General features: G+C 30.3%; 29 protein-coding genes. 5 read left to right on the top strand and 24 right to left on the bottom strand.

Features of this window, described 5'->3' with window-relative positions:
- Window positions 1–68: 68 nt before the first annotated feature.
- From DWY01_RS09605 to DWY01_RS09590, 4 genes are all read right to left on the bottom strand, one after another.
- Window positions 69–272, bottom strand: a complete 204-nt coding sequence (locus DWY01_RS09605) for a helix-turn-helix domain-containing protein (protein ID WP_117995911.1) — start codon at window positions 270–272, stop codon at window positions 69–71.
- Window positions 273–558: 286 nt separating this feature from the next.
- Window positions 559–1,149, bottom strand: coding sequence for a hypothetical protein (locus DWY01_RS09600; protein WP_117995910.1), 591 nt, complete (start codon window positions 1,147–1,149; stop codon window positions 559–561).
- A gap of 39 nt (window positions 1,150–1,188) precedes the next feature.
- The gene (locus DWY01_RS09595) at window positions 1,189–1,545 is read right to left on the bottom strand and encodes a hypothetical protein (protein ID WP_117995909.1); all 357 of its coding nucleotides are present in this window, start codon (window positions 1,543–1,545) and stop codon (window positions 1,189–1,191) included.
- 682 nt (window positions 1,546–2,227) lie between these two features.
- Window positions 2,228–2,449, bottom strand: a complete 222-nt coding sequence (locus DWY01_RS09590; RefSeq protein WP_117995908.1) for a helix-turn-helix domain-containing protein — start codon at window positions 2,447–2,449, stop codon at window positions 2,228–2,230.
- A gap of 78 nt (window positions 2,450–2,527) precedes the next feature.
- Here DWY01_RS09590 and DWY01_RS09585 point away from each other — a divergent pair, with 78 nt between their 5' ends.
- Window positions 2,528–3,121, top strand: coding sequence for a hypothetical protein (locus tag DWY01_RS09585; RefSeq protein WP_117995907.1), 594 nt, complete (start codon window positions 2,528–2,530; stop codon window positions 3,119–3,121).
- A 532-nt stretch (window positions 3,122–3,653) separates the two neighbouring features.
- On the top strand, window positions 3,654–4,166 hold the full coding sequence (locus tag DWY01_RS09580) for a hypothetical protein (protein WP_117995906.1): 513 nt from the start codon (window positions 3,654–3,656) through the stop codon (window positions 4,164–4,166).
- On the opposite strand, the gene DWY01_RS09575 is transcribed toward DWY01_RS09580, so the two are convergent.
- The 3 genes from DWY01_RS09575 to DWY01_RS09565 form a co-directional block, all read right to left on the bottom strand.
- Entirely contained in the window at window positions 4,153–4,467 is a 315-nt protein-coding gene (locus DWY01_RS09575; RefSeq protein WP_117995905.1) for a hypothetical protein, read from the bottom strand. The genes DWY01_RS09580 and DWY01_RS09575 overlap by 14 nt on opposite strands.
- A gap of 267 nt (window positions 4,468–4,734) precedes the next feature.
- The gene (locus tag DWY01_RS09570; RefSeq protein WP_117995904.1) at window positions 4,735–5,883 is read right to left on the bottom strand and encodes a CHAP domain-containing protein; all 1,149 of its coding nucleotides are present in this window, start codon (window positions 5,881–5,883) and stop codon (window positions 4,735–4,737) included.
- A gap of 34 nt (window positions 5,884–5,917) precedes the next feature.
- Window positions 5,918–6,121 carry a helix-turn-helix domain-containing protein gene (locus DWY01_RS09565; RefSeq protein WP_117995903.1) on the bottom strand — a complete coding sequence of 68 codons (204 nt, stop codon included), beginning with the start codon at window positions 6,119–6,121 and terminating at the stop codon, window positions 5,918–5,920.
- Between the two features lie 63 nt (window positions 6,122–6,184).
- Between DWY01_RS09565 and DWY01_RS09560 the strand changes: the two genes are divergently transcribed.
- Window positions 6,185–6,799 carry a hypothetical protein gene (locus tag DWY01_RS09560; RefSeq protein WP_117995902.1) on the top strand — a complete coding sequence of 205 codons (615 nt, stop codon included), beginning with the start codon at window positions 6,185–6,187 and terminating at the stop codon, window positions 6,797–6,799.
- On the opposite strand, the gene DWY01_RS09555 is transcribed toward DWY01_RS09560, so the two are convergent.
- The 3 genes from DWY01_RS09555 to DWY01_RS09545 all read right to left on the bottom strand — a co-directional run bounded on the left by DWY01_RS09555 (window position 6,796) and on the right by DWY01_RS09545 (window position 8,015).
- The gene (locus tag DWY01_RS09555) at window positions 6,796–7,173 is read right to left on the bottom strand and encodes a hypothetical protein (RefSeq protein WP_117995901.1); all 378 of its coding nucleotides are present in this window, start codon (window positions 7,171–7,173) and stop codon (window positions 6,796–6,798) included. The genes DWY01_RS09560 and DWY01_RS09555 overlap by 4 nt on opposite strands.
- A 36-nt stretch (window positions 7,174–7,209) precedes the next feature.
- The gene (locus tag DWY01_RS09550) at window positions 7,210–7,593 is read right to left on the bottom strand and encodes a hypothetical protein (protein ID WP_117995900.1); all 384 of its coding nucleotides are present in this window, start codon (window positions 7,591–7,593) and stop codon (window positions 7,210–7,212) included.
- Window positions 7,594–7,673: 80 nt separating this feature from the next.
- Entirely contained in the window at window positions 7,674–8,015 is a 342-nt protein-coding gene (locus DWY01_RS09545; protein WP_117995899.1) for a hypothetical protein, read from the bottom strand.
- 384 nt (window positions 8,016–8,399) lie between these two features.
- On the opposite strand from DWY01_RS09545, the gene DWY01_RS09540 reads away from it, so the two are divergent.
- Entirely contained in the window at window positions 8,400–8,933 is a 534-nt protein-coding gene (locus DWY01_RS09540) for a hypothetical protein (protein ID WP_117995898.1), read from the top strand.
- 884 nt (window positions 8,934–9,817) lie between these two features.
- On the opposite strand, the gene DWY01_RS09525 is transcribed toward DWY01_RS09540, so the two are convergent.
- From DWY01_RS09525 to DWY01_RS09480, 11 genes are all read right to left on the bottom strand, one after another.
- A complete protein-coding gene (locus tag DWY01_RS09525) occupies window positions 9,818–10,312 on the bottom strand; it encodes a hypothetical protein (RefSeq protein ID WP_117995895.1) in 495 nt (164 codons plus the stop codon).
- 45 nt (window positions 10,313–10,357) lie between these two features.
- Window positions 10,358–11,161 carry a hypothetical protein gene (locus tag DWY01_RS09520; RefSeq protein WP_117995894.1) on the bottom strand — a complete coding sequence of 268 codons (804 nt, stop codon included), beginning with the start codon at window positions 11,159–11,161 and terminating at the stop codon, window positions 10,358–10,360.
- 972 nt (window positions 11,162–12,133) lie between these two features.
- Window positions 12,134–12,826: a hypothetical protein gene (locus DWY01_RS09515; RefSeq protein WP_117995893.1), complete on the bottom strand. Its 693-nt coding sequence runs from the start codon at window positions 12,824–12,826 to the stop codon at window positions 12,134–12,136.
- A 375-nt stretch (window positions 12,827–13,201) separates the two neighbouring features.
- Window positions 13,202–13,864 (bottom strand): hypothetical protein, encoded by a 663-nt coding sequence (locus tag DWY01_RS09510; protein WP_117995892.1) that lies wholly within the window; start codon window positions 13,862–13,864, stop codon window positions 13,202–13,204.
- A 4-nt stretch (window positions 13,865–13,868) separates the two neighbouring features.
- Window positions 13,869–14,189 (bottom strand): nucleotide pyrophosphohydrolase, encoded by a 321-nt coding sequence (locus DWY01_RS09505; RefSeq protein ID WP_117995891.1) that lies wholly within the window; start codon window positions 14,187–14,189, stop codon window positions 13,869–13,871.
- A complete protein-coding gene (locus tag DWY01_RS09500) occupies window positions 14,173–15,060 on the bottom strand; it encodes an AraC family transcriptional regulator (protein WP_117995890.1) in 888 nt (295 codons plus the stop codon). Before DWY01_RS09500 ends, DWY01_RS09505 begins: the two co-directional genes overlap by 17 nt.
- Before the next feature lie 298 nt (window positions 15,061–15,358).
- On the bottom strand, window positions 15,359–15,748 hold the full coding sequence (locus DWY01_RS09495; RefSeq protein WP_117995889.1) for a YolD-like family protein: 390 nt from the start codon (window positions 15,746–15,748) through the stop codon (window positions 15,359–15,361).
- The gene (locus DWY01_RS09490; protein ID WP_117995888.1) at window positions 15,748–17,184 is read right to left on the bottom strand and encodes a DNA methylase; all 1,437 of its coding nucleotides are present in this window, start codon (window positions 17,182–17,184) and stop codon (window positions 15,748–15,750) included. The genes DWY01_RS09495 and DWY01_RS09490 overlap by 1 nt, the downstream gene beginning before the upstream one ends.
- The gene (locus DWY01_RS11575) at window positions 17,181–17,345 is read right to left on the bottom strand and encodes a hypothetical protein (RefSeq protein WP_158553699.1); all 165 of its coding nucleotides are present in this window, start codon (window positions 17,343–17,345) and stop codon (window positions 17,181–17,183) included. The genes DWY01_RS09490 and DWY01_RS11575 overlap by 4 nt, the downstream gene beginning before the upstream one ends.
- Window positions 17,342–17,827 (bottom strand): GNAT family N-acetyltransferase, encoded by a 486-nt coding sequence (locus tag DWY01_RS09485; RefSeq protein ID WP_117995887.1) that lies wholly within the window; start codon window positions 17,825–17,827, stop codon window positions 17,342–17,344. Before DWY01_RS09485 ends, DWY01_RS11575 begins: the two co-directional genes overlap by 4 nt.
- A 38-nt stretch (window positions 17,828–17,865) precedes the next feature.
- Complete coding sequence (locus DWY01_RS09480) at window positions 17,866–20,433, bottom strand: ABC transporter ATP-binding protein/permease (protein WP_117995886.1); 2,568 nt, start codon at window positions 20,431–20,433, stop codon at window positions 17,866–17,868.
- 98 nt (window positions 20,434–20,531) lie between these two features.
- Here DWY01_RS09480 and DWY01_RS09475 point away from each other — a divergent pair, with 98 nt between their 5' ends.
- Window positions 20,532–21,041, top strand: a complete 510-nt coding sequence (locus tag DWY01_RS09475; protein ID WP_117995885.1) for a TetR/AcrR family transcriptional regulator — start codon at window positions 20,532–20,534, stop codon at window positions 21,039–21,041.
- Here DWY01_RS09475 and DWY01_RS09470 read toward each other — a convergent pair.
- From DWY01_RS09470 to DWY01_RS09460, 3 genes are read right to left on the bottom strand one after another with little or no spacing between them, the layout of a single operon-like run.
- Complete coding sequence (locus tag DWY01_RS09470; RefSeq protein ID WP_117995884.1) at window positions 21,038–21,652, bottom strand: ABC-2 transporter permease; 615 nt, start codon at window positions 21,650–21,652, stop codon at window positions 21,038–21,040. The genes DWY01_RS09475 and DWY01_RS09470 overlap by 4 nt on opposite strands.
- Window positions 21,649–22,428, bottom strand: coding sequence for an ATP-binding cassette domain-containing protein (locus DWY01_RS09465; RefSeq protein WP_117995883.1), 780 nt, complete (start codon window positions 22,426–22,428; stop codon window positions 21,649–21,651). Before DWY01_RS09465 ends, DWY01_RS09470 begins: the two co-directional genes overlap by 4 nt.
- Before the next feature lie 4 nt (window positions 22,429–22,432).
- Complete coding sequence (locus DWY01_RS09460; RefSeq protein WP_117995882.1) at window positions 22,433–22,801, bottom strand: GntR family transcriptional regulator; 369 nt, start codon at window positions 22,799–22,801, stop codon at window positions 22,433–22,435.
- Between the last annotated feature and the right edge of the window lie 507 nt (window positions 22,802–23,308).

Below are 23,308 nucleotides of genomic sequence, written 5' to 3'. Positions count from 1 at the left end.
TCTTCATCAGCAGGTTTAGATTTAAAACAATCATTTTTATCAACCCTCTTTCTTTAAGGCAATTTGCCTTAATCGTTTAATTTACGTCCAATTAGTTCATCTAATGAAACATCAAAGTAATCTGCAATTTTTATTAAAGTGCTTATCCTTGGATCTTTCTTTTTACCATTTTCAATATCACTAATTTCACCACTAGACATATTTATTTCTTTACCCAATTTTTCCATTGACAAATTGTTAATTTTTCGTAATTCTTTTAATTTTATTTTCATAATTTCCTTTCTGACGAACTCTCTACACAATGGAGTTACACAGTCGTTTTTTATTGGTATACAGGTATAATTTCATTATTTTATATATACTTTAAACAACTATCACAAATATTTAACAGTAAGTATTCTAAAAAATAAATATAGCAGTAATATCACAACTATATTAGCGACAATCTCAATAAATAATAGAACAAAATCTACTCCGCCTTTTTCTTCCCCCTTCATCTCATCACCTTCCTAAGTGGCAGCACTGCCATTTTTTGTTTTTACAAATTCAAAAATGTATTTATCTCTTTTTAACAAAGTAAAATGCAGCAAATAATTTTAGCGTCGAAAACAAAAAACATAATACAAACGCAAATTTAAAAAGCGGAAAGAAGATAGAAGCAAAATCATTTGCAGTCATAAAAGCAAACATTAACTGTATTCCTAAAGCAAACATAATTACTGAAACAACCACTTCAAAAATTATAGGTATATTTAAATCATCATCCGCAACGATTGCAACACTAAAGCCACCTAAAAGAATAACCATTAAAAAGCCTGTAATACTCAATGAAAAAGATACTATATCTGTATTTGGAATATTCACACTTAATACTCTTCCTAGAGAATAAGCACCCATTTTTGAACACAAGAAAACAAGAAATGCTATAGCTGCCATAGGCAATACAATCGAACAAATACCTTTCAGTATATTAAGTGCCATATATGCCGTAAGTTTTAAGAATTTGCTTGACGTTGGCTTATCGTAAATATCCTCTACATATTCATATAATTTAGAGGATTTTATAATTTCTAATTCGTCACTTCTAATATATTTTGTTTCTATTTCCTCACCTATAGTTCTTCCGTAGGCATTTAATTCATCTTTCATTTAATCCCCCATTTCTTTATTAAGTCAATGCGTCTTAATTTATTTTCTCTCCACTGTTTTTTTAAAATTTTTACCAGATACACAATGACATAAACACATTATGGAATCGATTGCTTTAATTTGATATTTAGGTATATATAAAAACAAATCCTTGTGATGAAAATCAATCAAGCCTTTTAATAAAGTTTTATTTACTAAATCGTTTTGTATAGAATATAGACATTCAAAAGAAGGAGTGAATTTTAATAAATGAGCTTGATAAGATTTATTAGGTCTATAGCATTTAAAAGTAACGATATAATTGTAATCATTTTCTAAAGACTCAATACTAGTAATTTCTACATCAATTTTTTTAAAATAACATCCTTGTTTCTTCTTTCTTAATCTTTTTTTCATCCAATCACCTTCCTACGCAGCAGCACTGCCATCATTTTTTATCCAAACAGATTTGAATAGGTTAAAACATACACAAGAAATAAAGTAGAAAAATAAACATTGCTATTAAAAAAGAGATAAAACCAACAATTAATAATATAGTTTTAAAATTCATAAATCTGTCGTCAAAAAAGATATGTAAAAACCCAAACAGTGCTATACATCCCATTGCACTATACAAAAAGTAAATTACAGGCAACATTTTCTATTACACCTCAGAAACTACTTTTTTCATCAGTCGGTTTAAATTCATCATTATTATCAACCTTCTTTCTTTAAGGCAATTTGCCTTAATAATTTAATAAAAAGCACAGAATTATATTGGTATTTAACATATCTTCAATTCTTTCTAGTATGTTTTGTAGCATTTTTAATTTTTTCATTAACAAAATATTTGATGTATAACAAGAAACTCAAGGCGTGTGTAAAATTGATAAAAATGCGTAGCAGAGAATCAAAAAATCAATAATAATTAAAGATAATTTAATTAAAATAAATTTATCTGGATCAAATAGCTCTTCTAACAGTAAGAGAAAAATCATGGATCCCATAAATATATATAATAAATAAGCAAGTAACATTTTTTTACACTTCAGAAACTACTTTCTCATCAGCAGGTTTGAATTTAAAACAATCATTGTTATCAACCTTCTTTCGACTCACTTAAATCTTTTATTACAATTTCATCTATAGTAACCTCTAGGGCTTTAGCAATAGATATCACTATATCAATATGAGGATTTTTTGTTGTACCATTCAGAACTCTAATAACCCTTGATTTTGTCACGTTACAAATTTTAGCTAATCGATACATAGTTATTTTCTTTGTATACATTAAATCTTTGATTTTTTTAATATTTAACATGATAACACCTCCATTTCAAATAGGTGCGTCAGTGAACCTATATTATGTTATAATGTGTTCAATTCTAGAGGCTCAAACATGAAAGCAATTATTCAAACCATTTCAAAAATTATAGACTACATAGCTTGTCGGTTTCATAATGGAAAACAATCAATAAACCATACTTTAAAATGTTTATTTATTCATTTTATTACATTTCTATTTGTCACATGGCTTGGAGTAATTTCAGGAATGAATCTTGAAATATTTAAACTAAAACTAAAATGGGATTACTTCAACTATGTTATAGGAGCATTTCTTGCTTTAGTCATTCTATACTTAATCTTGCATATCTATAAATTTCTTCTTGTTAAATTTTATTTTAACGAAGATATTTCCCACAAATGGACAATTAATCTATTGGATTTTATCTATACATTTTTATCTGTTGTTGCAATAGCCTATTTTCTAGGCATTAAAGAATCAGGATACGATGTTTTTATTACATATTTAATAAATAAATATCGTGATAATTCAATATCCCCAAAAGATTATAAGTTAATTGCTGAATACATTAAGCCCTACTTTGATATTGTTATTACATATATTGCAGCTAGTATTAGTTGTACAGCAATTATAACTACTAAACTAAATAACCAGTACAATAAATATTTTCAAAGCAAGCATTCCTAAGAAAACATAGAATGATATATCAATTAATGTTTCTATAAAATACATACATATTTTTATTAATGATGTTTTCATAATCATACTCTTCTAGAAAATATTCATGACCTTGTTCCACATAATGATATTCAAAATAGTCCATGCAATGACTATAATCACAGTTATAAATGTTATTATACTTACTATAATAGCTACTATCTTATCTTGAGTTTGCAAAATCATCTCATTTTCAGCCCCTTACTAATTATTGTGTACCTTTCATTAAATGTACTTGTTAGTTTCTCATATACAGCAAATTCTCTTTTGTAAAATCCAAATAGTGCTATACATCCCATTGCACTATACAAAAAGTAAATTTCAGGCATACACATCACACCTCAACAACTGTTTTCTCATCAGCAGGTTTGAATTTAAACATATAATAATCATCTTTATCAACCTTCTTTCTTTGTTAAGGCAATTTGCCTTAATTTTTAAATTGTCGCATTTTGGAACAACAAAATGGTATATTTAATTTGTATTTATTAGGAGGTACTTTATGAATCAAATATTCGCAGAAATCATTGCTAAAATTAAGGATATACCATTGTACGAAGCCATATTATTTCTACTTTATTTCAGTTTCTCTTTACAATTTAACTTATTTGGCATCAAATACATAATCACAATAATATTTCTCGAATTTATTTGTTGTGTTTGTAAAAATCTATTTGGGAATGATTTATCTCATGAATCTAGTAAGGAATTTTATTGTTTAATGCTAATCATCTTTTTATTTGGAATCATAATGAACAACATACAATTTCATTCATTTAAATGGTTACGCATTGCTTTGAATAAATTATTTTCTATCAAGATAGAAAAAGTAAGAGTACTAACCAAATATTTAGATACTATTTTTAAAACAATTATTGGATATCAATCAACTAGTATCATCGTTTATGAAGCGTTTCATTCAGAGCAATTGAATGCAACACTTACCACACTTGTTGAAAAATTATTCACAACATTCTTTCTTTATATAGCATTGGTTTTTTTTAGTTGGCAATAATAAGTATTACAAAAACGATCATTGTTAGTAAAGGTAAAAAATAGAACCAAATTGGATATTTTTTAATTCGACAATTTTTGCTACTAAATGCATTTAATAATGAAATTATCGAAAAAGCGAGTAAAACCAAACCAATACACATATTTTGTTTAATTGACTTCTGGATATGAATATCAATATCAAAGAAATAATTTAGAATTATTATTGTTGCACTTCCAACACAAGTTAATATTAGCAACCATTTTAAATACCCTTTTTCTTTCTCATCTAATAAATCAATCCAAGATTTTTTTTCTTTCATCTCATCACCTTCCTACGTGGCAGCACTGCCACGTTTTCTTTTATTCAAAAAGTTTCTCATATTCATAAAGAAATATATACGTGTGACAATCAACTATATCAAAAACAAAAAGGAAGAGTGATTGCAAAACATAGAACAAAAAACATACACAAAAGTAATAGAAAAGCTTTGATTTTCATTAAATGTTCATCAGATATTAAGCATAATATTCCAAATACTATTAGACACGAAAATGCACTATACAAAAAATAAATTGCATCCATCACTCTACACCTCAGAAACGACTTTCTCATCAGCAGGTTTGAATTTATACTGCTGTATCTTCTCACCATTTTCATAGTAAATGGTGTTTTTTCTTTTTGTATTTTTGTATTTCAACTTTTTCACATTTACTTTTGAATCATCGGCACTGATATTTGTTATATTCAATCCACTGTCCATAGAATATAAGCTTAAATCTGATAGCAACGAGCTTTTCAACACAGAACCATTCGGTACTGCAAATACTACATCAGGATACATAGCTTTGAATGCTTGAAATGTTGTTCGGTAAACATGAATATAACCATTATCGCCATTACTTAGTGTGTAATTTCCTTCGCTGATCCATAGATTTGTTCCGTCAAAGGCTTCAACAAAACCTACGTGACCATACTGCGGATATAGAGTGTTCGCCTGAGCTGAGAACACAGCACCTCCGCTTGGTGTACTGCTCAAGCTAAATTTATCTCCATGAACAGCAACTATCTCTCTGGCGTTATCTTTTCCGTTTCCAAATGCACCGCTTGAAAAACCATACACCTGATAAAATCTAGACCATGCATAATACGTGCACTGTGGCATTGCAAATGGATTGCCCACCAAAATAAATTTACTCCAGTCCTTTGTCAGCAACGATTCATATTTCAGTGCGTTTTTAACCGAACTGATATAACCTGTTGACACAGTTTGTTTAGTTGAAATATCAACCTTTTCATTTCCTTCATTCTCGTCAGGAATAATCGTGATTGTTCCTGTTGATGTCTCAGGCTTGCCAGGTTTTTCTGTACCTTCCGTTTGATTGTTGTTATCTGGATTTGATATATCTGGTTTATCTGTTGTACCGCCATCCTCTTTAGGTGGCTGTGGCTCAGGTGTTGGAGTTGGAGTCACTGGCTCTGTCGGCTCAGATGGTTCTGGATCAGGAGTTACTTCCGTGTCATTTCCATCTGTAGTGGGTGGAGTTTCAACCTGCATATTACAGACATGGCTTGCATACACAACCGTTCCATCTTCGTTATATTCGACATTACCGATGTAATACGTGTTGTGATCTGTATTAATTCTGGTTTCATCCGCTTTGACAGTAGATGTCATTCCAGAAAGAATCAATGTACCTGTAAGTATACAGGCAGATAATTTATTTAAAGTGTGCATTTTTTTCAACCTTCTTTCTTTAAGGCAAATTGCCTTAATCGTTTAATTTACGTCCAATTAGTTCATCTAATGAAATATCAAAGTAATCTGCAATTTTTATTAAAGTGCTTATCCTTGGATCTTTCTTTTTACCATTTTCAATATCACTAATTTCACCACTAGACATATTTATTTCTTTACCCAATTTATCCATTGACAAATTGTTGATTTTTCGTAATTCTTTTAATTTTGTTTTCATAATTTCCTTTCTGGCACTCGCATAAGTGAGTATAATAGTATTTGATTAAAGGAGGCTTTTATTATGTACTGTCGAGGTCATGCAACTAGAATTAAAATTATTGAAACATATAAGCTTGTCCCTTTAGGTCGCTTTAAATTACTCAATGGTCAATCTGTTATAAGTGATGCTGGTAATAGGGATATTATTGATGAGTATACTGTTTTTGAATGTATAGAAATTAATAACCCTGACCATCATGAAACTATATATTGTGGTAAATCTGTAGCGGAAGATTTCTGTGCCCTTGCAAGCATTTCTCTACCCCCACTTTTTAATCCTTTGAAAACAATTAGTGTTGAGCATAGTTCGCATGGTGATAATTCGTCACATAAAAATTCTTGGAATAAAACTCGTAAACAGCTTTATAACTGTACACTACTCCTTATTATGTATTTTGGAAATTCACCAACTAACAAAGCATTATTTTCAATTAAAAGAGAGTTAGAAAATCCAAACTATTTAGACTATTTCCCAAAAAAACAAATAAAGTCAATTAATACATATTTATCTAAAGTTGGAATTACATTTCAATTTGTATTGAATGAAATGAGAAAAAACAATAAAATACGAGAATTTAAATATGATCTTTTGATTGAATATTCAAATAAGTTAGGTATTACACAACATTTTTGCTAGAAGAGTACTTTAATAACATATATATCATCTATCAAATGTACTTGTTTCCAGTGGAACCAACTTTCATATTTACAAATACACTCCTCCAAAGTCTCAGCAATTACAAAATCATTTATATCAACTTTATTCAACTTAAATAGCTTTTGTATTTCCTCTATATGATCTTTTAACCATTTGTATTCATTCACGATTTTTTTTACATCTTTTTCTTTCCATGCAATCACAGTCTCATCATCTGTTAAACCTTGCCAATTATTATTTTTATAAAACAATGTCCTCAGCTCATCTCCAGTTTGTGTGTTAAAAATATATACATAGTACTCACCATCGCATTTTGGATTTCTTTGAATACAACTTTGCCATTGCTTATTCATTGTGTCACTCCTTGCCATAAAAACTTTTGTTTATTCCTATCCAGATTTATATATTTCATTTGCAACAGGTTTTACAAATTTTCTACCTTGTCCTGATCCAGATTTTCCAATGCAATAGTTAGGAAACAATTTTATTTTTTTAAAAATTATCCCTCCAATTTCTAAGAAAACATGGCCGTTACCTATAACATAATTCCCGTAGCAGTAACCAGACATTTGTTTATTTCTATTAAAATTCAATATTGCTAATTTGGATTTAATTATTTCGATTTCATTTCTAGTGCAGTATTTTTTAAAATCTAATGTATATATGAGGCCCTCGTCCATTACACTTGCTTCTACCTCATATAGAAATAAAATTCTTTTTGTCGTTATGTATACATTACAATTATTTAATTTATTCGCATTTATTTTCTTCACTCTTCATCTCATCACCTTTCTACATGGTAATACTGCCATCTTTTTTTATCTTCAAAAATGTAAAAAGATTCTTATATCATTCAATCTTTTATAACTTTATAGATTTTTCTTGCTTTTCCTTTTCCAGATATTCCAATACATTCAATCGGAACTGAATGTATATTTTTTAAAAGCATTCCTATATTTAAATATACAGTTCCTTTAATTAACACTAAACTGCCTTGGCATGAACCCATTATTTCATTATTTCTATTGAAATTAGGTTTGCACATATTCTTTTCAACTTTATCAATTTGATGTTTCATACAGTATTTTTTAAAATGTAATTCTAACGTATTCTTTTTATCAATTGTCCAAGCTTTAATTAAATAAACAAATAGATATTTTTTTATGACTATATGAACCGTATATTCGTTTTTCATCCTATCACCTTCTTACATGGCAGCACTTCCATCATTTTTTTCCAAACAGATTTGAATAAGTTAAAACATACGCAAAAAATAAAGTAGAAAAATAAACATTGCTATTAAAAAAGAAATGATAGTCAATATTAAACTAATTATACAAAGTAAGATTTTACACATATTTAGTTTTTGTGGAAATAATTTCTCTAAAGCACCTAATAATAACATAAGAAATATGACTACAAGCAATAACGTATCAGACATTTATTACACCTCAGAAACTACTTTCTCATCAGCCGATTTGAAATTAAAATAATTTATCAATGTTATCAGCCTTCTTTCTTTAAGGAAAATTACAATAATTTTTATATGGTAAAATATAAATAATCGGAGGTATTATTAATGAAATATGATGATTTAAATTACTTTAAAATGTTTTCTTTATCTATTACACAAATTGGATATTTGTTATTTTTTGGCTTTGCTAACTTTGTTTTTTATACATTAATTACCGAATATTTTTGCCATACAGAAAACTCAATAAACACGGATTCTATTGGAACAATTGCAAGAATAATGTTTAACTTACTTATATTCCATTGTATATGTTCCTTTATGGCTAAGCATCATTTTGAATCTGTCATTCAAAACCGTTTAATAAATGAAGAATTAGTAGTAAACAATTTTTTCTATCATTTATTCTTTGCATTAACCACTATAGCATTTACTTTTTTGTTTGGAATAAAAGACAAAACTCTTGAATTAATGTTTCCAAATGATAAATTACTGCAATGGGACTTTAATTTGATTTTATATTGGTGCACAGGATTTATATCAATCATTTTCTTATACTTTAAACAACTTAAAGAAAAATGGGAAAATTATATATTTGAAAAAAAGATAGAGTGCACCGATACTAATAATAAACATGAATAATTCCATAATTATAATTTTCATAAACTCTTTTTCATTTTTCTTTTTCATCCTATCACCTTCTTACATGGCAGCACTGCCATTTCTTTATCTATGAACTATCTCACTCACAATTTACTAATATTTCATTAACTTTCTTTAGTTTCTTATAACTAAAATTGTAAACAGTATTAAATTTAGAATTGTAATTAAATAGTACCAAAATGGATAAAGTTGATACCTACATTTTTTTGAACTGAATGCGTTCAATAATGCAAACCATAAAAACATGTCTATTATCCATAACAATGCCAGATTATCGAATAGTGATTTTTTTATAGGAATTCTAATTTTAAAAAGCAGGCACAATAGAATTACAATCAAATCTACTATGGAAAGAAAAGTCAAATGTTTGAGATACTTCTTTTCATACTCTTTCAAATGTATAGTACTCATCAATAACACTCCTTTCAACATGGCAGCACTGCCATGTTTTCTTTTGTTTAAAGTGTGTATCATGTTGATTAGCACACTATAATAATGATTGAAAATATAACAGACATAGATGCAAAAATAGAAATAAAGTAAAACCATTTTGGTACTTTAGAACAATTCAAGGTAATCCAATTTAATGAACATATCCATGCCAAAATCATAATTATCCCTATTAGACATATATACTGGATAAAAGGTTCAAAATATGATGTTCCTATCAAATTACATAAAGGTGTAAAAATCAAATATTCCAGAATCATTGATACTACCAAAAATCTTAGATAAACTTTCTCATCTTTTCGTAAATCATCAATCAATTCAAAAATCGTTTTATCTTTTCCATTCTTATTTTTCGTGTTTTCCCTCATCAATAACACTCCTTCCTACGTGGCAGCACTGCCATTTTTTTATTTTCAAGAATCAATCATTTCATACTCTACTGTCCAAGTTTCAGGATATGCAACTTCAATTGAAGCAATATAATCCTTCATTTTTCCATAGTCTGGAAGTTTTTCAAGACAATTTTCTGGCATAAGCAATTCCGGAAATTGCTCCAATATTTTATTACGTACAAGATCAAATTTAATCTGATCGTATCTCGTATATGGCAACAATAAGCTAATGTAATCACAGTCATCTGTCTTCCACATACATTGTGGACTTGCACCAACATCACATACTTTAAAAAAGTATTCCAGTAATGAAACAATCTTTTCTTTACTAGAAGAAGGGTAGAGTTTTAACATATAAACTGGTGTATATACACAGCTGTCGGCATTTCTAGTAACAAATTTATATCTTTTTAAATCTCTATTTTCATTTACTACATAAGTAGTTAAACTATCTAGCGTTACATACAAAGGTATGTCATCCTTTATTTGTAATGTTTTTAGTTCTAAGGATCTCATTTTAAACATCTCCCTAAGTGGCAGTACTGCCATGTTTTTTTAATTTCAAGAATCAATATTATATTTAGATAATATTTCTTTGCCGATTGTTCTTCCATAGGAATTTAGATCTCTAGATTTATTAATTTGTTCCTTATCTTCAATCATTTCCAATTTGCTTTTTAAAAATTTAGAAAGAACATTAATTAAGTCATCAAAATCCAGCACATCAAAAACAACTAGTTTACAGATATCAAAATAAGAAATATTTGCTAATGAAAAAACACTCTCGATTTTATAGTCTTTAAAACATTTTTTATTAATATCATTAAAATCTAACTCATCAGCATGGTAATTAAATTTATTTCGTTTTATAAAACAATCTATGTTCATATGATGAATATCATTCCATTTATCAGCCTTATCTTGATCAAAATAAAGTGAAAAGAATCTATCGTTCAGGTTAAATAAATGCTCATCACGGTAAGCAATATCACATATATCGCTATAACATATGCGATTTCCATCATATAAATCTAATAGCATATAGTATGCTGAATAAAAAATATAATGATCTTTTAAAGCAGATATTTTATTCATGATTTTGTCTAAACAATGTTGGTAATATATTGAAAAAGCCATAGAAATAATTGCAATCACCAAGAATGCTTCCATTAATTCAAAACAAGACCTTATTTCAATATCTGGCAATAAAGGATAATTTCCAACTATACAGGTATAAAGCATCAGGACTAAGGAAATTATAGAAATTACTCTTGAATCTTTAATTTTTTTTGACTGTTTCTCTTGAATATCTACTAAAGAATCAATTTCATTTAGAGGATTATCTGGGATTAACAAAATTTTCATTCAACACACATCCCTTCATTTTTAATTCTGTATAAATCATTCATTTTTAATACTTTTAATTCTATTTCAATCATATTTATCTCTCCTCTTTTTCAAATCAACCATACAGCGTATTGCGTAATACGTCACGGTCACTTTCGTGACCTTTTTTCAAAAAAAGCTCAAATAAGCCTTAAATAAAGTATATTTATAAATTTATTTTTCTTATAATATTTATCACAATCAAGCTTATACTTACTTTCCTTGAACCTTGATTTGGAAGAGGAGAATACACTTTTCCCTTACAGCATGGAATCATCATGCCATAAGAAGTATATTCATCCGATTTGAATTTAAGGAACTTTCCCGTCACCCGTCATTGTTGTCGTTTCATAGCCATGCACTCTGTCACCAGCATTTACGTATCTACTTAACAGAGATTACTTGCTCTTTGCTCTTTCATCTTTTAGTCACTTAACTGTATTGTAGATAAATACAACGCTACCCATACTTTCGTAAATGTCTCACATCAGCGTGTCCACCCCAGTCTATTTTTTTTACGTGAGTCTTCGACTGACACTATCTCACTAAAGACAAATGCACATCATGACTATGTACATCCGCCTCCGTCCATTGTCGGAAATTCTCAAGATGATACGAGTTGAAAACATTCAAATGGCTGTAATGATTTCAAACCAATGAATCATATCATCTTTCCTTCATCCTCTACTGGTATCAGCATACTAGTAGATTTAGCACGTATTTCCTTGCTCACTGAATCAATCAGGTCATGGCGAGGATATGGCTCGTGACGCATCTTGTTTAAAGTCTTGACAAACTCAAACAAGATTAATACAATGGATATAGAAAAGAGATTTTTTTGTTAATCTTGTTAAGTTTTATGAATTAATCTTGTTAATGAATTAATCTTGTTGAGTTTTATAAATTAATGAGTATTGGCGTACTCATTTTTTTATTGTCAATTTTTAATATTTAGTTGTTATTTATTTGTTCCAAAACAAATTTCACGTATTTTTTTCCATACGGAAGAACACTTGCGATTGATTTAAAATCGCTTTCTGCAATCTCACCTTCTTCAAACATATCCGCAAGAAAAATCAGGTGTTTTCTTCGACATGCATTTCCTCCACATTCAAAATCTGTATTTTTCCATTTTTCAGGCAGTAAGTAAGACTTGCTAATTAGTATTTCATTGAAGATATCTTTTCTTCTTTCAAAATCAGATTGGAATTTTTCGTCAAACTTCGATTTGATTGCTTCGTATTCAGCAAGAATGACATCTGAAAATACATAATCCCTATCGTTAGAAGCAAACAACACCAAAAGATCCTCTTTTAATCTCCAGTTCTGATTGCCTTGAATTGGTCTATGTAGAACAAACAAATCAAAAAATTGTTTTCTTTGTTCTGAACTCATAGCCATAATGGCATTAGATTCCTCATCATACCGCTCACATTCATCATTCCATTTACAAACAGTATCCAAACACGTATCTTTATTACTTCCCCCACACCTCAGAGATTCTGAAAGCATGTTTGGAGATCTCAGATATAGATAAATATTGTGATAAAATTCTCTAAAATCTATCCAATGTTCGATACGCTTTAACTCTTCTTCAAGTCGATACTTGACAAAAAAACGATTAAACGTCCTTTCCCATGACATGACATACAAAACCCCTCTAGGCATCATAAAAACAGAAAAAGCAACTACCAATTTGATAGTTGCTAAACTGAAAATATTTACTTTTAAAATGCTTAGAAGTTCGATTTATTGAACGGCTTTCGTACCATCTGACAATTGCTCCTTTACATAAAGGAGTTTTTATTTTTTTGTATTCGAATTATATTCTTTATATACAAAATTATGTAACATATATTAAAAACAGAAAGGATAGAACTTTTATAATGCTACTAAAATTAGGAATATTTTTTATTGCGATTGGAATCGCAAAATTTATTTATGCGATGTATCTAAAACACAAACAAAAGTAAGTCTAGCAATAGGCTTTTTTATTTTAACCAAAAGAAAAAGCACATCCTAAGATGCACTTTCTTCAATCTTTCGCTTTTCTAGATACTTGATCTTTTCATCATGAACCCATTCCATAATGACACGATAATTAGTCATTAAGAAATCTCTCCATTCTGGTTGAACAACAACTCTTCTTTTAAGACCCCTATCATTTTCTATAATATACGGAAGTCTATATTTTTCATTATAATCTTTGATTGTTTCTATAATATCCTTTGGGCGATTCCAAATTGGATCATTGCCACCTACATCCACCAAAAAGCTCGATAATAAACGATACGGCGTCTGCATAATCAATAGTTTCTTGTATTCTTTTAAAGCTTCATCATGCTGCTTTACACAAATAATAATTTCTTGTTTCGAGCAGTTTTCAGGCAAATACTTTTGGATGCTTAAAATCGCATTTTCCAATGCGTTTGTACGCTTTTGATGAATTAACGGACCCAAATGATATCCTTTTTCTACAACATCCTCATAGGATAAAGAAATCATTTCATCTAAAATTTCATCAAATTCAATTGTATCTTTATAAATCATTAAATTTAATATAGCCTCTAACCAATAGAAAGAATAAGAAGAACTCGTGAATTCTAGAATCTTCTCAAAATAATCCAATCGCAGTTCAAAGCTGTATAAATCTAAGAATTGTAATCGCTCGACATCTAACATACCCTTATTTTATCAGTTCTGTGTACTTTTTAGAAGATGCTTTACACTTTTCTACGGGATATTTCTTCTTATTTTGTTCTAATTTCATCAACAATATTTCTTCCATATCCACTCCCAGTTTATTCGCCATTAAAATACAATAATTCATCACATCCGCAAGCTCTTCACAAACATGCTGTTGATCATATTCATTGTTCCACTGAAAACATTCCAACAACTCTCCGGCCTCAATACTAATGGATTTAGCCAAGTTTTCTGGATTATGAAACTGATCCCAATCTCTTTCCTCATTAAACTTTAAGATTTCTTCAACTGCCCTTTTCATTTTGATCCTCCATCATTTTATATTTCTTTGGTGATATGCCATACACCTTTTTAAATGCCTGAATAAAATGCGTCACATTATTAAAACCAACAATCTCTGATATTTCCGTTACATTCAGCGTGGCATCTTTTAAAAGATTTGTTGCCTTTTTCAACCGATACTGAATTAAATACTCATATGGTGTTACATTTAACATTTTATTGAAACAACGATTACACTGCGCAATACTCATCATCCCTGCGTCCGCAATATCCTTTAAAGATAATTCATCTGCATAATGCGTATGAATATATACAAGCATAACTTGTACGTGTTCTTGTCTTTCGACATCTTTTTTGTTCGGTATAAAATCAATTGTAGATAAACTCTTAACTAATTGTCTCCAAATCATTGTGATCAAAATAGAAACATCATATTCAAACATATCCGAACCATTTAAATAAATATTATAAATATCATACAAATATTCGAGTATTTGATTCTTTCCTTTGATTTCATAACATCTTAAAAAATCCATACGCGTATAAGGCCATACATACTTATATTTCATTCGACTCTCTTTAAAGAAAAAAAGTAAATCTTCAGGAAAAGTAAGTGTCACATATTCTCCATCCTCACTCATATCACTCGACATATGCAAAGCACCTTTATTAATAAACAATGCCTCTTTTTCTTTAAGTTTGTACTCTATTCCATTTACCTGATAACTCACATAGCCCTTAGTACATAGCACAAATTGCAAGTCCTCATGCCAATGCAAAGACTTAAAACCACTGCCTATCGGTAAATCACTATATTTTCTAACAACACAGATATTTATGGGAAACAATTCATCCGAATATCCGTTTAAAATGTGTAATTTGTTCTCCATAAGCTAAACATAATACAAAAATGATAATATATCTATATTTTTTGACTATTTATCATAAGACAAAGCACTTTACTGTTACTATAATTATAAATGTATTCAGAAGATTTTTATCTGATACTCATGTTCGATATCGCATAATCCAAATGATATCATCTTTCCAGTACAAAGTGTTCAATTTAAAAAAATAGTCAGGCATAAATTTCACAAGACAACAATACAATTGTTTTAAATTAGGAATGCAATCTCTATTAGGCAGCACAATGTGCTGTTTTTTTATTTTCCAGAAGAAAAAGGAACATTACTGTTCCAATAATTCTATGTCTACGATATCATCAATCTGAATTTGTGTATTTTCTTTAAAGAATAATGTCTTATTTAATTCATCCAACCGCTTAAAAGATAAAACATTTTGAATGTACTTACCACCACTTTTTGTCTTATCCTTTTCAAAATAAGTGATTCTGCATTTCGATTTCAAATTCATCAATTCAATGATTTTCTCATTGATTCTAAGCTTTTCTTCATTTGATAAAATACGTTTCGTCTGAGTTATTCTTTGTTGCTCCAATATCGCCTCTTTATGACCTGTTAAAGCCGCAAAAGGCGCAAATTGAGCGGCACGATCCGACATGGACATCTTTGGATATTTACTCTTTGGACGATCCATCGTATACCATCTTTCATCCATTATGCCTTATGCCCTCCAATCTGTGCATTTCTCTCTTTGGCCTTGGCACCCTTTTCAAAATCCATTCCTTTTAGGATTGAATTCTTTCCATATTTGTTCTTTATTTTTAAAGTCACCTTTTGAAGATCATTTTCCTTCTTTAAATCCTCTTCATCCACATTAGAAAATAAATCCATCTGTTCAAATCCACGATTCTTTTCATCTATTACTTCTATTGCTGCCACATTGATTCTTCGCACCAATAAACTAGAATCCACATACCGATCATAAACATCCAATATACTTTGAATCATGATTGAATTCGCATTTGTCTTTTGAGGTAAATGAACAATTTTATTTAAACTTTTCGGTAAATCACGACCATAAAAATCGACCATTGTTTCACCCGTATAAGACTCATTTGCTTCATAACCAATTGTAAGAACTACTTTATTTGTCACCAAATTCTTATCCACCAAATCTAAAGCTAAAGATTCCACCATTTCCTTGACTAAGATCTTAGCCTTCTCTTTTTCATACCCACAAGATAAGACTTGACCCGATCCTATACTATTCTTCTCTGGTTTATATGCTTTAATATCTTCCATTGTACAAGGCTCGTATCCCCAGGCATGATCAATCAATAGTTCGGCATTTACACCAAATGTTTTAAACAAAACATCCTCATGTTCCAAGCTAAAAGCACAAAGCTTTCCCATTGTATCAACACCTAGTTTATGCAATCTTTTCTCATACCCTTTACCAACACGCCAAAAATCAGTCAAAGGCTTATGATTCCACAACAATTTACGATACCTATACTCATTTAAAGCCGCAACACGAACCCCATTTTCATCTGGATCTTTATGTTTGGCCACAATATCCATTGCCACCTTGGCAAGATATAAATTGGTACCAATACCTGCCGTAGCCGTGATGCCAGTTGTTTCATAAATATCTAGAATCATTTTCATTGCAAATTCTTTTGGTGTTAAATGATACGTATTTAAATACGGAGTCGCATCAATAAACACTTCATCAATGGAATACACATGAATATCCTGACTTGAAACATACTTCAGATAAATATTATAAATTTGTGTACTGACATCCAAATAGTATTTCATTCTAGGAGGTGCAATTAAAAAATCGACTTCGTATCTAGGATTCTGCTTTAAGATTTCATCATCTGCCGTTTTACCATCAAAACGCAAAAACCCCTTTTTCCTTTTGGCATTCACTTCTCTTACCTTTTGATTCACTTCAAACAAACGACACCTTCCGCCAATTCCATACTGTTTTAAAGAAGGCGATACAGCCAAACATATTGTCTTTTCTGTTCTAGAAGCATCCGCAACAACTAAATTTGTAGTTAAAGGATCCAATCCTCTAGATACACATTCACAAGAAGCATAGAAAGACTTTAAGTCGATTGCCAAATAAATCTTTGACTTCATGAACGCGTAATCTTTTTAAGAAGACCATTTAATTCATCCAAACCAGAAGTCACTTCATTCAATGCACCTCTTAATGTTGGAATCATCTGTTTCAACTCTTCTTTTGCAGCTTTTTTCGCTTTTTTCTTCTGATATTTCTTCACCATATTTATTATATTCATTTTTTTAACTCCAATCGCATCTGATACCAAACTACACCACCATGAACACTTGAGGATACACCCTCATTTTTAAAGCCAAATTTACTATAGTAAGGCACCAATCTATCTTTACAAGTTAACACTAACCCTTTTCTTTTTTCTTGTCTAGCCAAATCAATCATCGAATTCATGATCTTTGCTGCATAACCCTTTCTTTGATAATCTGGCAATGTATTTAATCCAAATAGCATTTGCCAGTCACCATCTTCATCATGCATCGAAGCATCACTATACATTTCATCTGTTAAATCCCTATGATTTGTACAAAAACCATCGATAAAACTAATCAATTTATCTTCTTCAAACAATAACAAAAAATGATTCGCATATACATTTAATCGTTCTTGAATCTCTTTTGAAGTCGCTGCTTCATTCGGTGGAAAACAAGTCGCCTCTACCTTAGATAATATTTCTGCATCTTCAATCGTTCCTTTTCGAATCATGAAATCACCTCGCAGGTATTATACCAAAAAAGAAGTGATTACTCACTTCTTAATGCCTCTACAGGATCTTTTTTACTTGCAATCTTGGATGGAATCAATCCTGCAAGAATCGTTAATACTAAATCAATGAAAATCAAGAATACAGCTCCATTGACTGGTAACTTGGCAATATGAGCAACACCAGTCATATTTTCAACTACCATACTGATTGGTACATTTAATACAAGTGTAATTAATATACCTAATACACCACTAATCAATCCAATAATGAATGTTTCTGCATTAAACACACGCGTAATATCTTTCTTACTAGCACCAATTGAGCGTAAGATACCAATCTCTTTTGTACGCTCCAATACAGAAATATACGTAATAATACCAATCATGATGCTTGACACAATGAGTGATACAGATACAAAGGCAATCAAGACATAACTAATGATATTTACAACACTTGTTACTGAACTTAACATCGTTCCAATGAAATCATTGTATGTGATCACATTGCTCTTTTTCTGCTTCTTATTGTAATCCGTAATCAAATCACCCAGCTTTTCTTTCCCATCAAAACTTGATGCATATAAAGAAATCCTTGTCGGATTTGAATAATCTACAACACCAAGTTTAGTCAAATTCGAATCATACGTCGCATTGATATTTTCATTATACGTATTCATGTAATTCATCAATTCTTCTTGGGACATACTAGAAAGCTGCATCATCTGTTCATTTGTAAGATTTGACATGCTCATCTTTTGACCTGAAGCAAATTCGGTCTGCGTAAAAATATTGATATTTGGATTTGTCTTTTGTTCTTTTACAATTTGAGCATTCTCCGTCTTAGAAGTTACATACTCTTCCATAGCCTTTGTATAATACACACCACCCATTGTTGGTTGTGAAACTGTGGATTCACTTGGTTTAATAATTCCAACCACCTTGATTTCAGGACTTTTCGAAACAACATCCTTCATATACGATTCATTTTCACTTTGGTTGATCCATAAACCATTTACCTTTTGATACAAATCACTATTTAGAACCAATCTAAACTTCAAATTTAAGATATCATCCACACTATAAGATTTTAGATTTGTCTTTGAAATCTTATCCGTCTCTCCATTTAAAATCTTTTGATAATTCTTAACCAATTCATCTTGATCTAACAATCCCAAAGAATAAAGCGCATAATCGGTAATCTCATTATTTTCATCGACCTCTAAAACCACCTCATTATAGTTTGTTGGCCACTTACCTTCGACAAGCTGATACTCATCATCACGAAGCTTTTTCGATTCGGGTAAAGAAAGCCACACTTGATCATTAGTCATAGCACTTGAATCCATGAATTGCGATTGAATCGACATCATATCTGACATGCCTAGTTTATCTAACAAACCATTTGGAGATACTTGCACTAAACCTGAATCTGTATTTTCATTATAAACTTGTAAATTTAAATTATAATCATACTCAATTGCCTTCGCTGTCTTTCTAAATTGTTTCCCCTTACTACTTTCAATATACGATTTAAAAGCCGATAAGTTATTCTTTTTTGAACTCGATAAAGATTCTAATACATCCTCCACATAAGGACGAGAATAAATCTTAGAATCGTTGTGTTCCTTGCTTTCTTTCTTCATGCCCATCATCGTTGTCATTAATGTAGACATATCACTAGAATTGGATTGAATCTCAATCGGATAACTGGCCATTGTATCATTTTCCATTTGATCAATATACGACTGCATACCATGCGATAATGACATGATTAAAGCAATTCCAATAATTCCTATACTTCCGGCAAAAGATGTTAAAAATGTACGTGCCTTTTTTGTCATTAAATTATTTAAACTCAGTGAACAAGCCATTTTAAAAGACATGCCAGGTCTTTTTAATACACTTGTATCCACATTCATTTCTTGTTCATTAAAAGGATTGGAATCCGATACTAAAGTACCATCCTTTAAACGAATAATTCGACTCGAATATTCATCTGCCAATTGCGGATTATGTGTGACCATAATGACAAGCTTATCTTTTGAGATTTCCTTTAAGATCCCCATAATCTGCACACTTGTTGCACTATCCAAAGCACCAGTTGGCTCATCGGCCAAAATAATATCTGGATTATTGACAATAGCACGGGCGATAGCCACACGTTGCATTTGTCCACCTGACATCTGGGTTGGTTTTTTATGAATTTGATCCGAAAGTCCAACCTTATTTAAAGCCTCTATAGCTCTTTTTCTTCTTTCCTCTTTATTTACTCCCGTTAATGTTAAAGCCAATTCTACATTACTTAAAACACTTTGATGCATGATAAGATTATAAGATTGAAATACAAAACCAACCTGATGATTACGATACGTATCCCAGTCTTTATCACTATAATCCTTTGTACTCTTTCCATTAATAATTAAATCACCAGAAGTATAATGATCTAAACCACCAATAATATTTAGAAATGTAGTCTTACCACATCCACTCTGTCCAAGTATCGAAACAAATTCATGTTCACGAAAAGAAAGTGATACACCTTTTAATGCATGTACAATTTCATCTCCTGAAACATAATCTTTCATTATATTTTTACATTGAAGCATAAAAAGCCCTCCATATTTTCTTAATTATAGAAAATTATCTCTTGATTTTTCAATCGACTGATTTTAACATATTGTTACGAAAGCAACAGGTGTTGATTATGAATAGAAAAATACAAATGACGAAAAGATTCATTCGTCTAGCTTTATTTGAATGTCTAAAAGAAAAAGACATCAATAAGATTACCATTTCTAGCTTATGTGAAAAGGCCGATATCAATCGTTCCACCTTTTATAAGTATTATGGCAGTCAATATGATGTCATTAAAGAAATGGAGCAAGAAGTCATTCAATTGATCAATGAACAATTAAATGATCAACCAAAAGAAACTTCTTTTATCCAATTACTTCAATTTTTAAAATCCAACAAAGAAACCATCAAAATCTTTTTTGAATGCAATGTCGACAATGAATTTCCTAAACAAGTTCTAGCACTAGATTCCATCAACAATCAACTTGAACAAGTTTCACAAAACAATCCATATATCAAAAACTATATTCTTTTTGGATCCTTGGCAACCATTCAACAATGGATCGATGCAGGATGTATTGAATCTTGTGAAGAAATTGCAAATATCATCAACAGTATTGTAGATAAATTAGTACGTTAATCAAGAATTCGCTTATTATATACACGAATTGAAATCCTCATAGAAATAAAATATAAAATAAAGCTACTAATCAATAAACCTACACTAAACATAGTTGGATCCATTGTATTCAATACCGATTCTATAGATTCAAAGAATTTAGGAATAAATTGATTTAAGAAAGCGAATAAGAAGGTACATCCAAACACAACCACAAATAATACAATTCTTCCTTTTTCGTTGCCTTCCTTTAATTGAAAAGGCAAAGATAGAGCTAACAACAACAAAGCTGTTGATAAGATTATAAATGTTTCCATGAAACCACTTTTACTAAAACAACCTAATATAGTGACAAACACAAAACCAATTCCCGTAATAATCAAAGAAAACAAATATTTTTCTTTCACATAATCCGATTTAGAAATAGGTAACGTAAACAAAGTCTTTAAGCCGTGATTGGCTTCATCATACGAAATTGTAGATAAGCTTAATATCGCAAGAACCATCAAGATATAACCTGTCGCAAATGAAATGTCATTTATCCCACCAACGATTCCAATGAACAACATAAACAATATGACTTTCTTACTTTTTATCATCAACAAAAAATCTTTGACTAACAATCCCTTCATACAGTTTCCCCCTTGATCATATATTCCATCAAATCATCAATATGTGCTTTTTCAATAATTAAGCCTGAATAGTTTTCTACATAGAAAGCTCGTTCATTTGTAAGATAAGTCGAACCTATCTTTTTTAATGCATAGCTTAAATCCACAGTTTCATCAACACCCTTTAATAGTGCATAAGATTCTAGATCCTGTTCTTGCAGAATGATTTTTCCTTTTTCAATAAAGTAAAATTCATCACACAAACCCTCCAAATCACTTGAGATATGTGAACTAATTAGTATAGAAGCCTCTTCATTTTGTTCCATATAATCCCGCAACAAATCTAATACTTCGTTTCGTGCAATCACATCTAAACCACTCGTTGGTTCATCCAACAATAATATTTTCGCATGAAAACTTGTCGCAATAATAATCTTCAGTTTTGAAAGCATACCCGTAGAATATTCTTTTAATGGTTTCTTTGGATCCAATTCAAATCGAGAAATCATAGAATCAAAATAATCACAATCAAAATGTTTATAGGAATACATTAGAATCTTTTTAATTTCAAGAACATTTAAAACCAAACTAAAACTCGAATCATTCCATACAACACCAATTTCTTCTTTATTCATTTGATTTGTATGTTCATCATCATCTTCAATCAAACCAAGATACAACTTAAATAAAGTTGTCTTACCCGAACCATTACGACCAATCAAAGCCGTTATTGTTCCTGGCTTTAACTCAAGTTTACAATCCAATTTAAAATCATTATATGTCTTTACAAACCGCATACTATTATTCCTCCATCAAGATATCAAATAAATCTCTAATTTCATCCTTTGATAAATCATAAGATTTCGCTTTATCAAGTACCTTCTCTAAATCCTTTTGAATTTCAACTATACGTTGCTCATGTACCAAGCCAGGATTTACCCCCAACACAAACGAACCCTTACCTTGAACCGTTCTACATAAGCCATCCGCTTCTAAAATGTCATATGCTTTTTTGACAGTTAAAGCCGATATTTTTAAATCTTTTGATAGACCACGAACACTCGGTAAAGCATCTCCTTCTTTTAACTTACCATCCACAATATTTTGTTTCACTTGATTCACAATCTGTTCATAAATAGGAATCATTGAACTATTATTGATAATAATCATTGTATCACCTTCTATATAACAGTGTATAACAGTATATATCACTTGTAAAGAAAAAAATTAGGATAAAACTATCCTAATTCAAATGTCATCGTTAAACTATAACGTGAATATAGAAACTAAGCCGTGCATTTAGCAAATTCTGCCCGCAGGTCGATGTTAAACTAAGCCGTGCATTTAGCGAGTGTTTTCATGAAACTAACAACTTCTTTTAAGAAATTATCTTGTTTCTTCATTATGAAACTAAGAACTTCCAAAGTTTGCTTCGTTTGTTTGTGAAAGCACAATAAAACAAATAAACATTAAATCTCTTTGTTCTTAGGCGTTCGAGATGTAATCACAGATATTCTTAGATGCAGGTGCTTTTGATGAAGGCCTTCTCTTTTTACAACTTGGACAAACCATCCTCACGGAAACCTCCAAAACATTCCCAATAGTTAAATAGAAGGCATATAAATGTCAACTTAAAAATGTACAGTTTTGATCATTTAAGAATGTACAATATTGACC

This window comes from Eubacterium sp. AF22-8LB, from assembly GCF_003458715.1.
GTDB lineage: Bacteria > Bacillota_I > Bacilli_A > Erysipelotrichales > Erysipelotrichaceae > Holdemanella.
The sequence above is the reverse complement of the archived record's forward strand: the minus strand, read 5'-3'. Positions and strand labels throughout refer to the sequence as shown.

What these genes read in the sequence shown, in the direction of transcription:
- DWY01_RS09605 (WP_117995911.1), bottom strand. Translation starts at nt 272, where the DNA reads ATGAAAATAAAATTAAAAGAATTACGAAAAATTAACAATTTGTCAATG.
- DWY01_RS09600 (WP_117995910.1), bottom strand. Translation starts at nt 1,149, where the DNA reads ATGAAAGATGAATTAAATGCCTACGGAAGAACTATAGGTGAGGAAATA.
- DWY01_RS09595 (WP_117995909.1), bottom strand. Translation starts at nt 1,545, where the DNA reads ATGAAAAAAAGATTAAGAAAGAAGAAACAAGGATGTTATTTTAAAAAA.
- DWY01_RS09590 (WP_117995908.1), bottom strand. Translation starts at nt 2,449, where the DNA reads ATGTTAAATATTAAAAAAATCAAAGATTTAATGTATACAAAGAAAATA.
- DWY01_RS09585 (WP_117995907.1), top strand. Translation starts at nt 2,528, where the DNA reads ATGAAAGCAATTATTCAAACCATTTCAAAAATTATAGACTACATAGCT.
- DWY01_RS09580 (WP_117995906.1), top strand. Translation starts at nt 3,654, where the DNA reads ATGAATCAAATATTCGCAGAAATCATTGCTAAAATTAAGGATATACCA.
- DWY01_RS09575 (WP_117995905.1), bottom strand. Translation starts at nt 4,467, where the DNA reads ATGAAAGAAAAAAAATCTTGGATTGATTTATTAGATGAGAAAGAAAAA.
- DWY01_RS09570 (WP_117995904.1), bottom strand. Translation starts at nt 5,883, where the DNA reads ATGCACACTTTAAATAAATTATCTGCCTGTATACTTACAGGTACATTG.
- DWY01_RS09565 (WP_117995903.1), bottom strand. Translation starts at nt 6,121, where the DNA reads ATGAAAACAAAATTAAAAGAATTACGAAAAATCAACAATTTGTCAATG.
- DWY01_RS09560 (WP_117995902.1), top strand. Translation starts at nt 6,185, where the DNA reads ATGTACTGTCGAGGTCATGCAACTAGAATTAAAATTATTGAAACATAT.
- DWY01_RS09555 (WP_117995901.1), bottom strand. Translation starts at nt 7,173, where the DNA reads ATGAATAAGCAATGGCAAAGTTGTATTCAAAGAAATCCAAAATGCGAT.
- DWY01_RS09545 (WP_117995899.1), bottom strand. Translation starts at nt 8,015, where the DNA reads ATGAAAAACGAATATACGGTTCATATAGTCATAAAAAAATATCTATTT.
- DWY01_RS09540 (WP_117995898.1), top strand. Translation starts at nt 8,400, where the DNA reads ATGAAATATGATGATTTAAATTACTTTAAAATGTTTTCTTTATCTATT.
- DWY01_RS09525 (WP_117995895.1), bottom strand. Translation starts at nt 10,312, where the DNA reads ATGAGATCCTTAGAACTAAAAACATTACAAATAAAGGATGACATACCT.
- DWY01_RS09520 (WP_117995894.1), bottom strand. Translation starts at nt 11,161, where the DNA reads ATGAAAATTTTGTTAATCCCAGATAATCCTCTAAATGAAATTGATTCT.
- DWY01_RS09515 (WP_117995893.1), bottom strand. Translation starts at nt 12,826, where the DNA reads ATGTCATGGGAAAGGACGTTTAATCGTTTTTTTGTCAAGTATCGACTT.
- DWY01_RS09510 (WP_117995892.1), bottom strand. Translation starts at nt 13,864, where the DNA reads ATGTTAGATGTCGAGCGATTACAATTCTTAGATTTATACAGCTTTGAA.
- DWY01_RS09505 (WP_117995891.1), bottom strand. Translation starts at nt 14,189, where the DNA reads ATGAAAAGGGCAGTTGAAGAAATCTTAAAGTTTAATGAGGAAAGAGAT.
- DWY01_RS09500 (WP_117995890.1), bottom strand. Translation starts at nt 15,060, where the DNA reads ATGGAGAACAAATTACACATTTTAAACGGATATTCGGATGAATTGTTT.
- DWY01_RS09495 (WP_117995889.1), bottom strand. Translation starts at nt 15,748, where the DNA reads ATGGATGAAAGATGGTATACGATGGATCGTCCAAAGAGTAAATATCCA.
- DWY01_RS09490 (WP_117995888.1), bottom strand. Translation starts at nt 17,184, where the DNA reads ATGAAGTCAAAGATTTATTTGGCAATCGACTTAAAGTCTTTCTATGCT.
- DWY01_RS11575 (WP_158553699.1), bottom strand. Translation starts at nt 17,345, where the DNA reads ATGAATATAATAAATATGGTGAAGAAATATCAGAAGAAAAAAGCGAAA.
- DWY01_RS09485 (WP_117995887.1), bottom strand. Translation starts at nt 17,827, where the DNA reads ATGATTCGAAAAGGAACGATTGAAGATGCAGAAATATTATCTAAGGTA.
- DWY01_RS09480 (WP_117995886.1), bottom strand. Translation starts at nt 20,433, where the DNA reads ATGCTTCAATGTAAAAATATAATGAAAGATTATGTTTCAGGAGATGAA.
- DWY01_RS09475 (WP_117995885.1), top strand. Translation starts at nt 20,532, where the DNA reads ATGAATAGAAAAATACAAATGACGAAAAGATTCATTCGTCTAGCTTTA.
- DWY01_RS09470 (WP_117995884.1), bottom strand. Translation starts at nt 21,652, where the DNA reads ATGAAGGGATTGTTAGTCAAAGATTTTTTGTTGATGATAAAAAGTAAG.
- DWY01_RS09465 (WP_117995883.1), bottom strand. Translation starts at nt 22,428, where the DNA reads ATGCGGTTTGTAAAGACATATAATGATTTTAAATTGGATTGTAAACTT.
- DWY01_RS09460 (WP_117995882.1), bottom strand. Translation starts at nt 22,801, where the DNA reads ATGATTATTATCAATAATAGTTCAATGATTCCTATTTATGAACAGATT.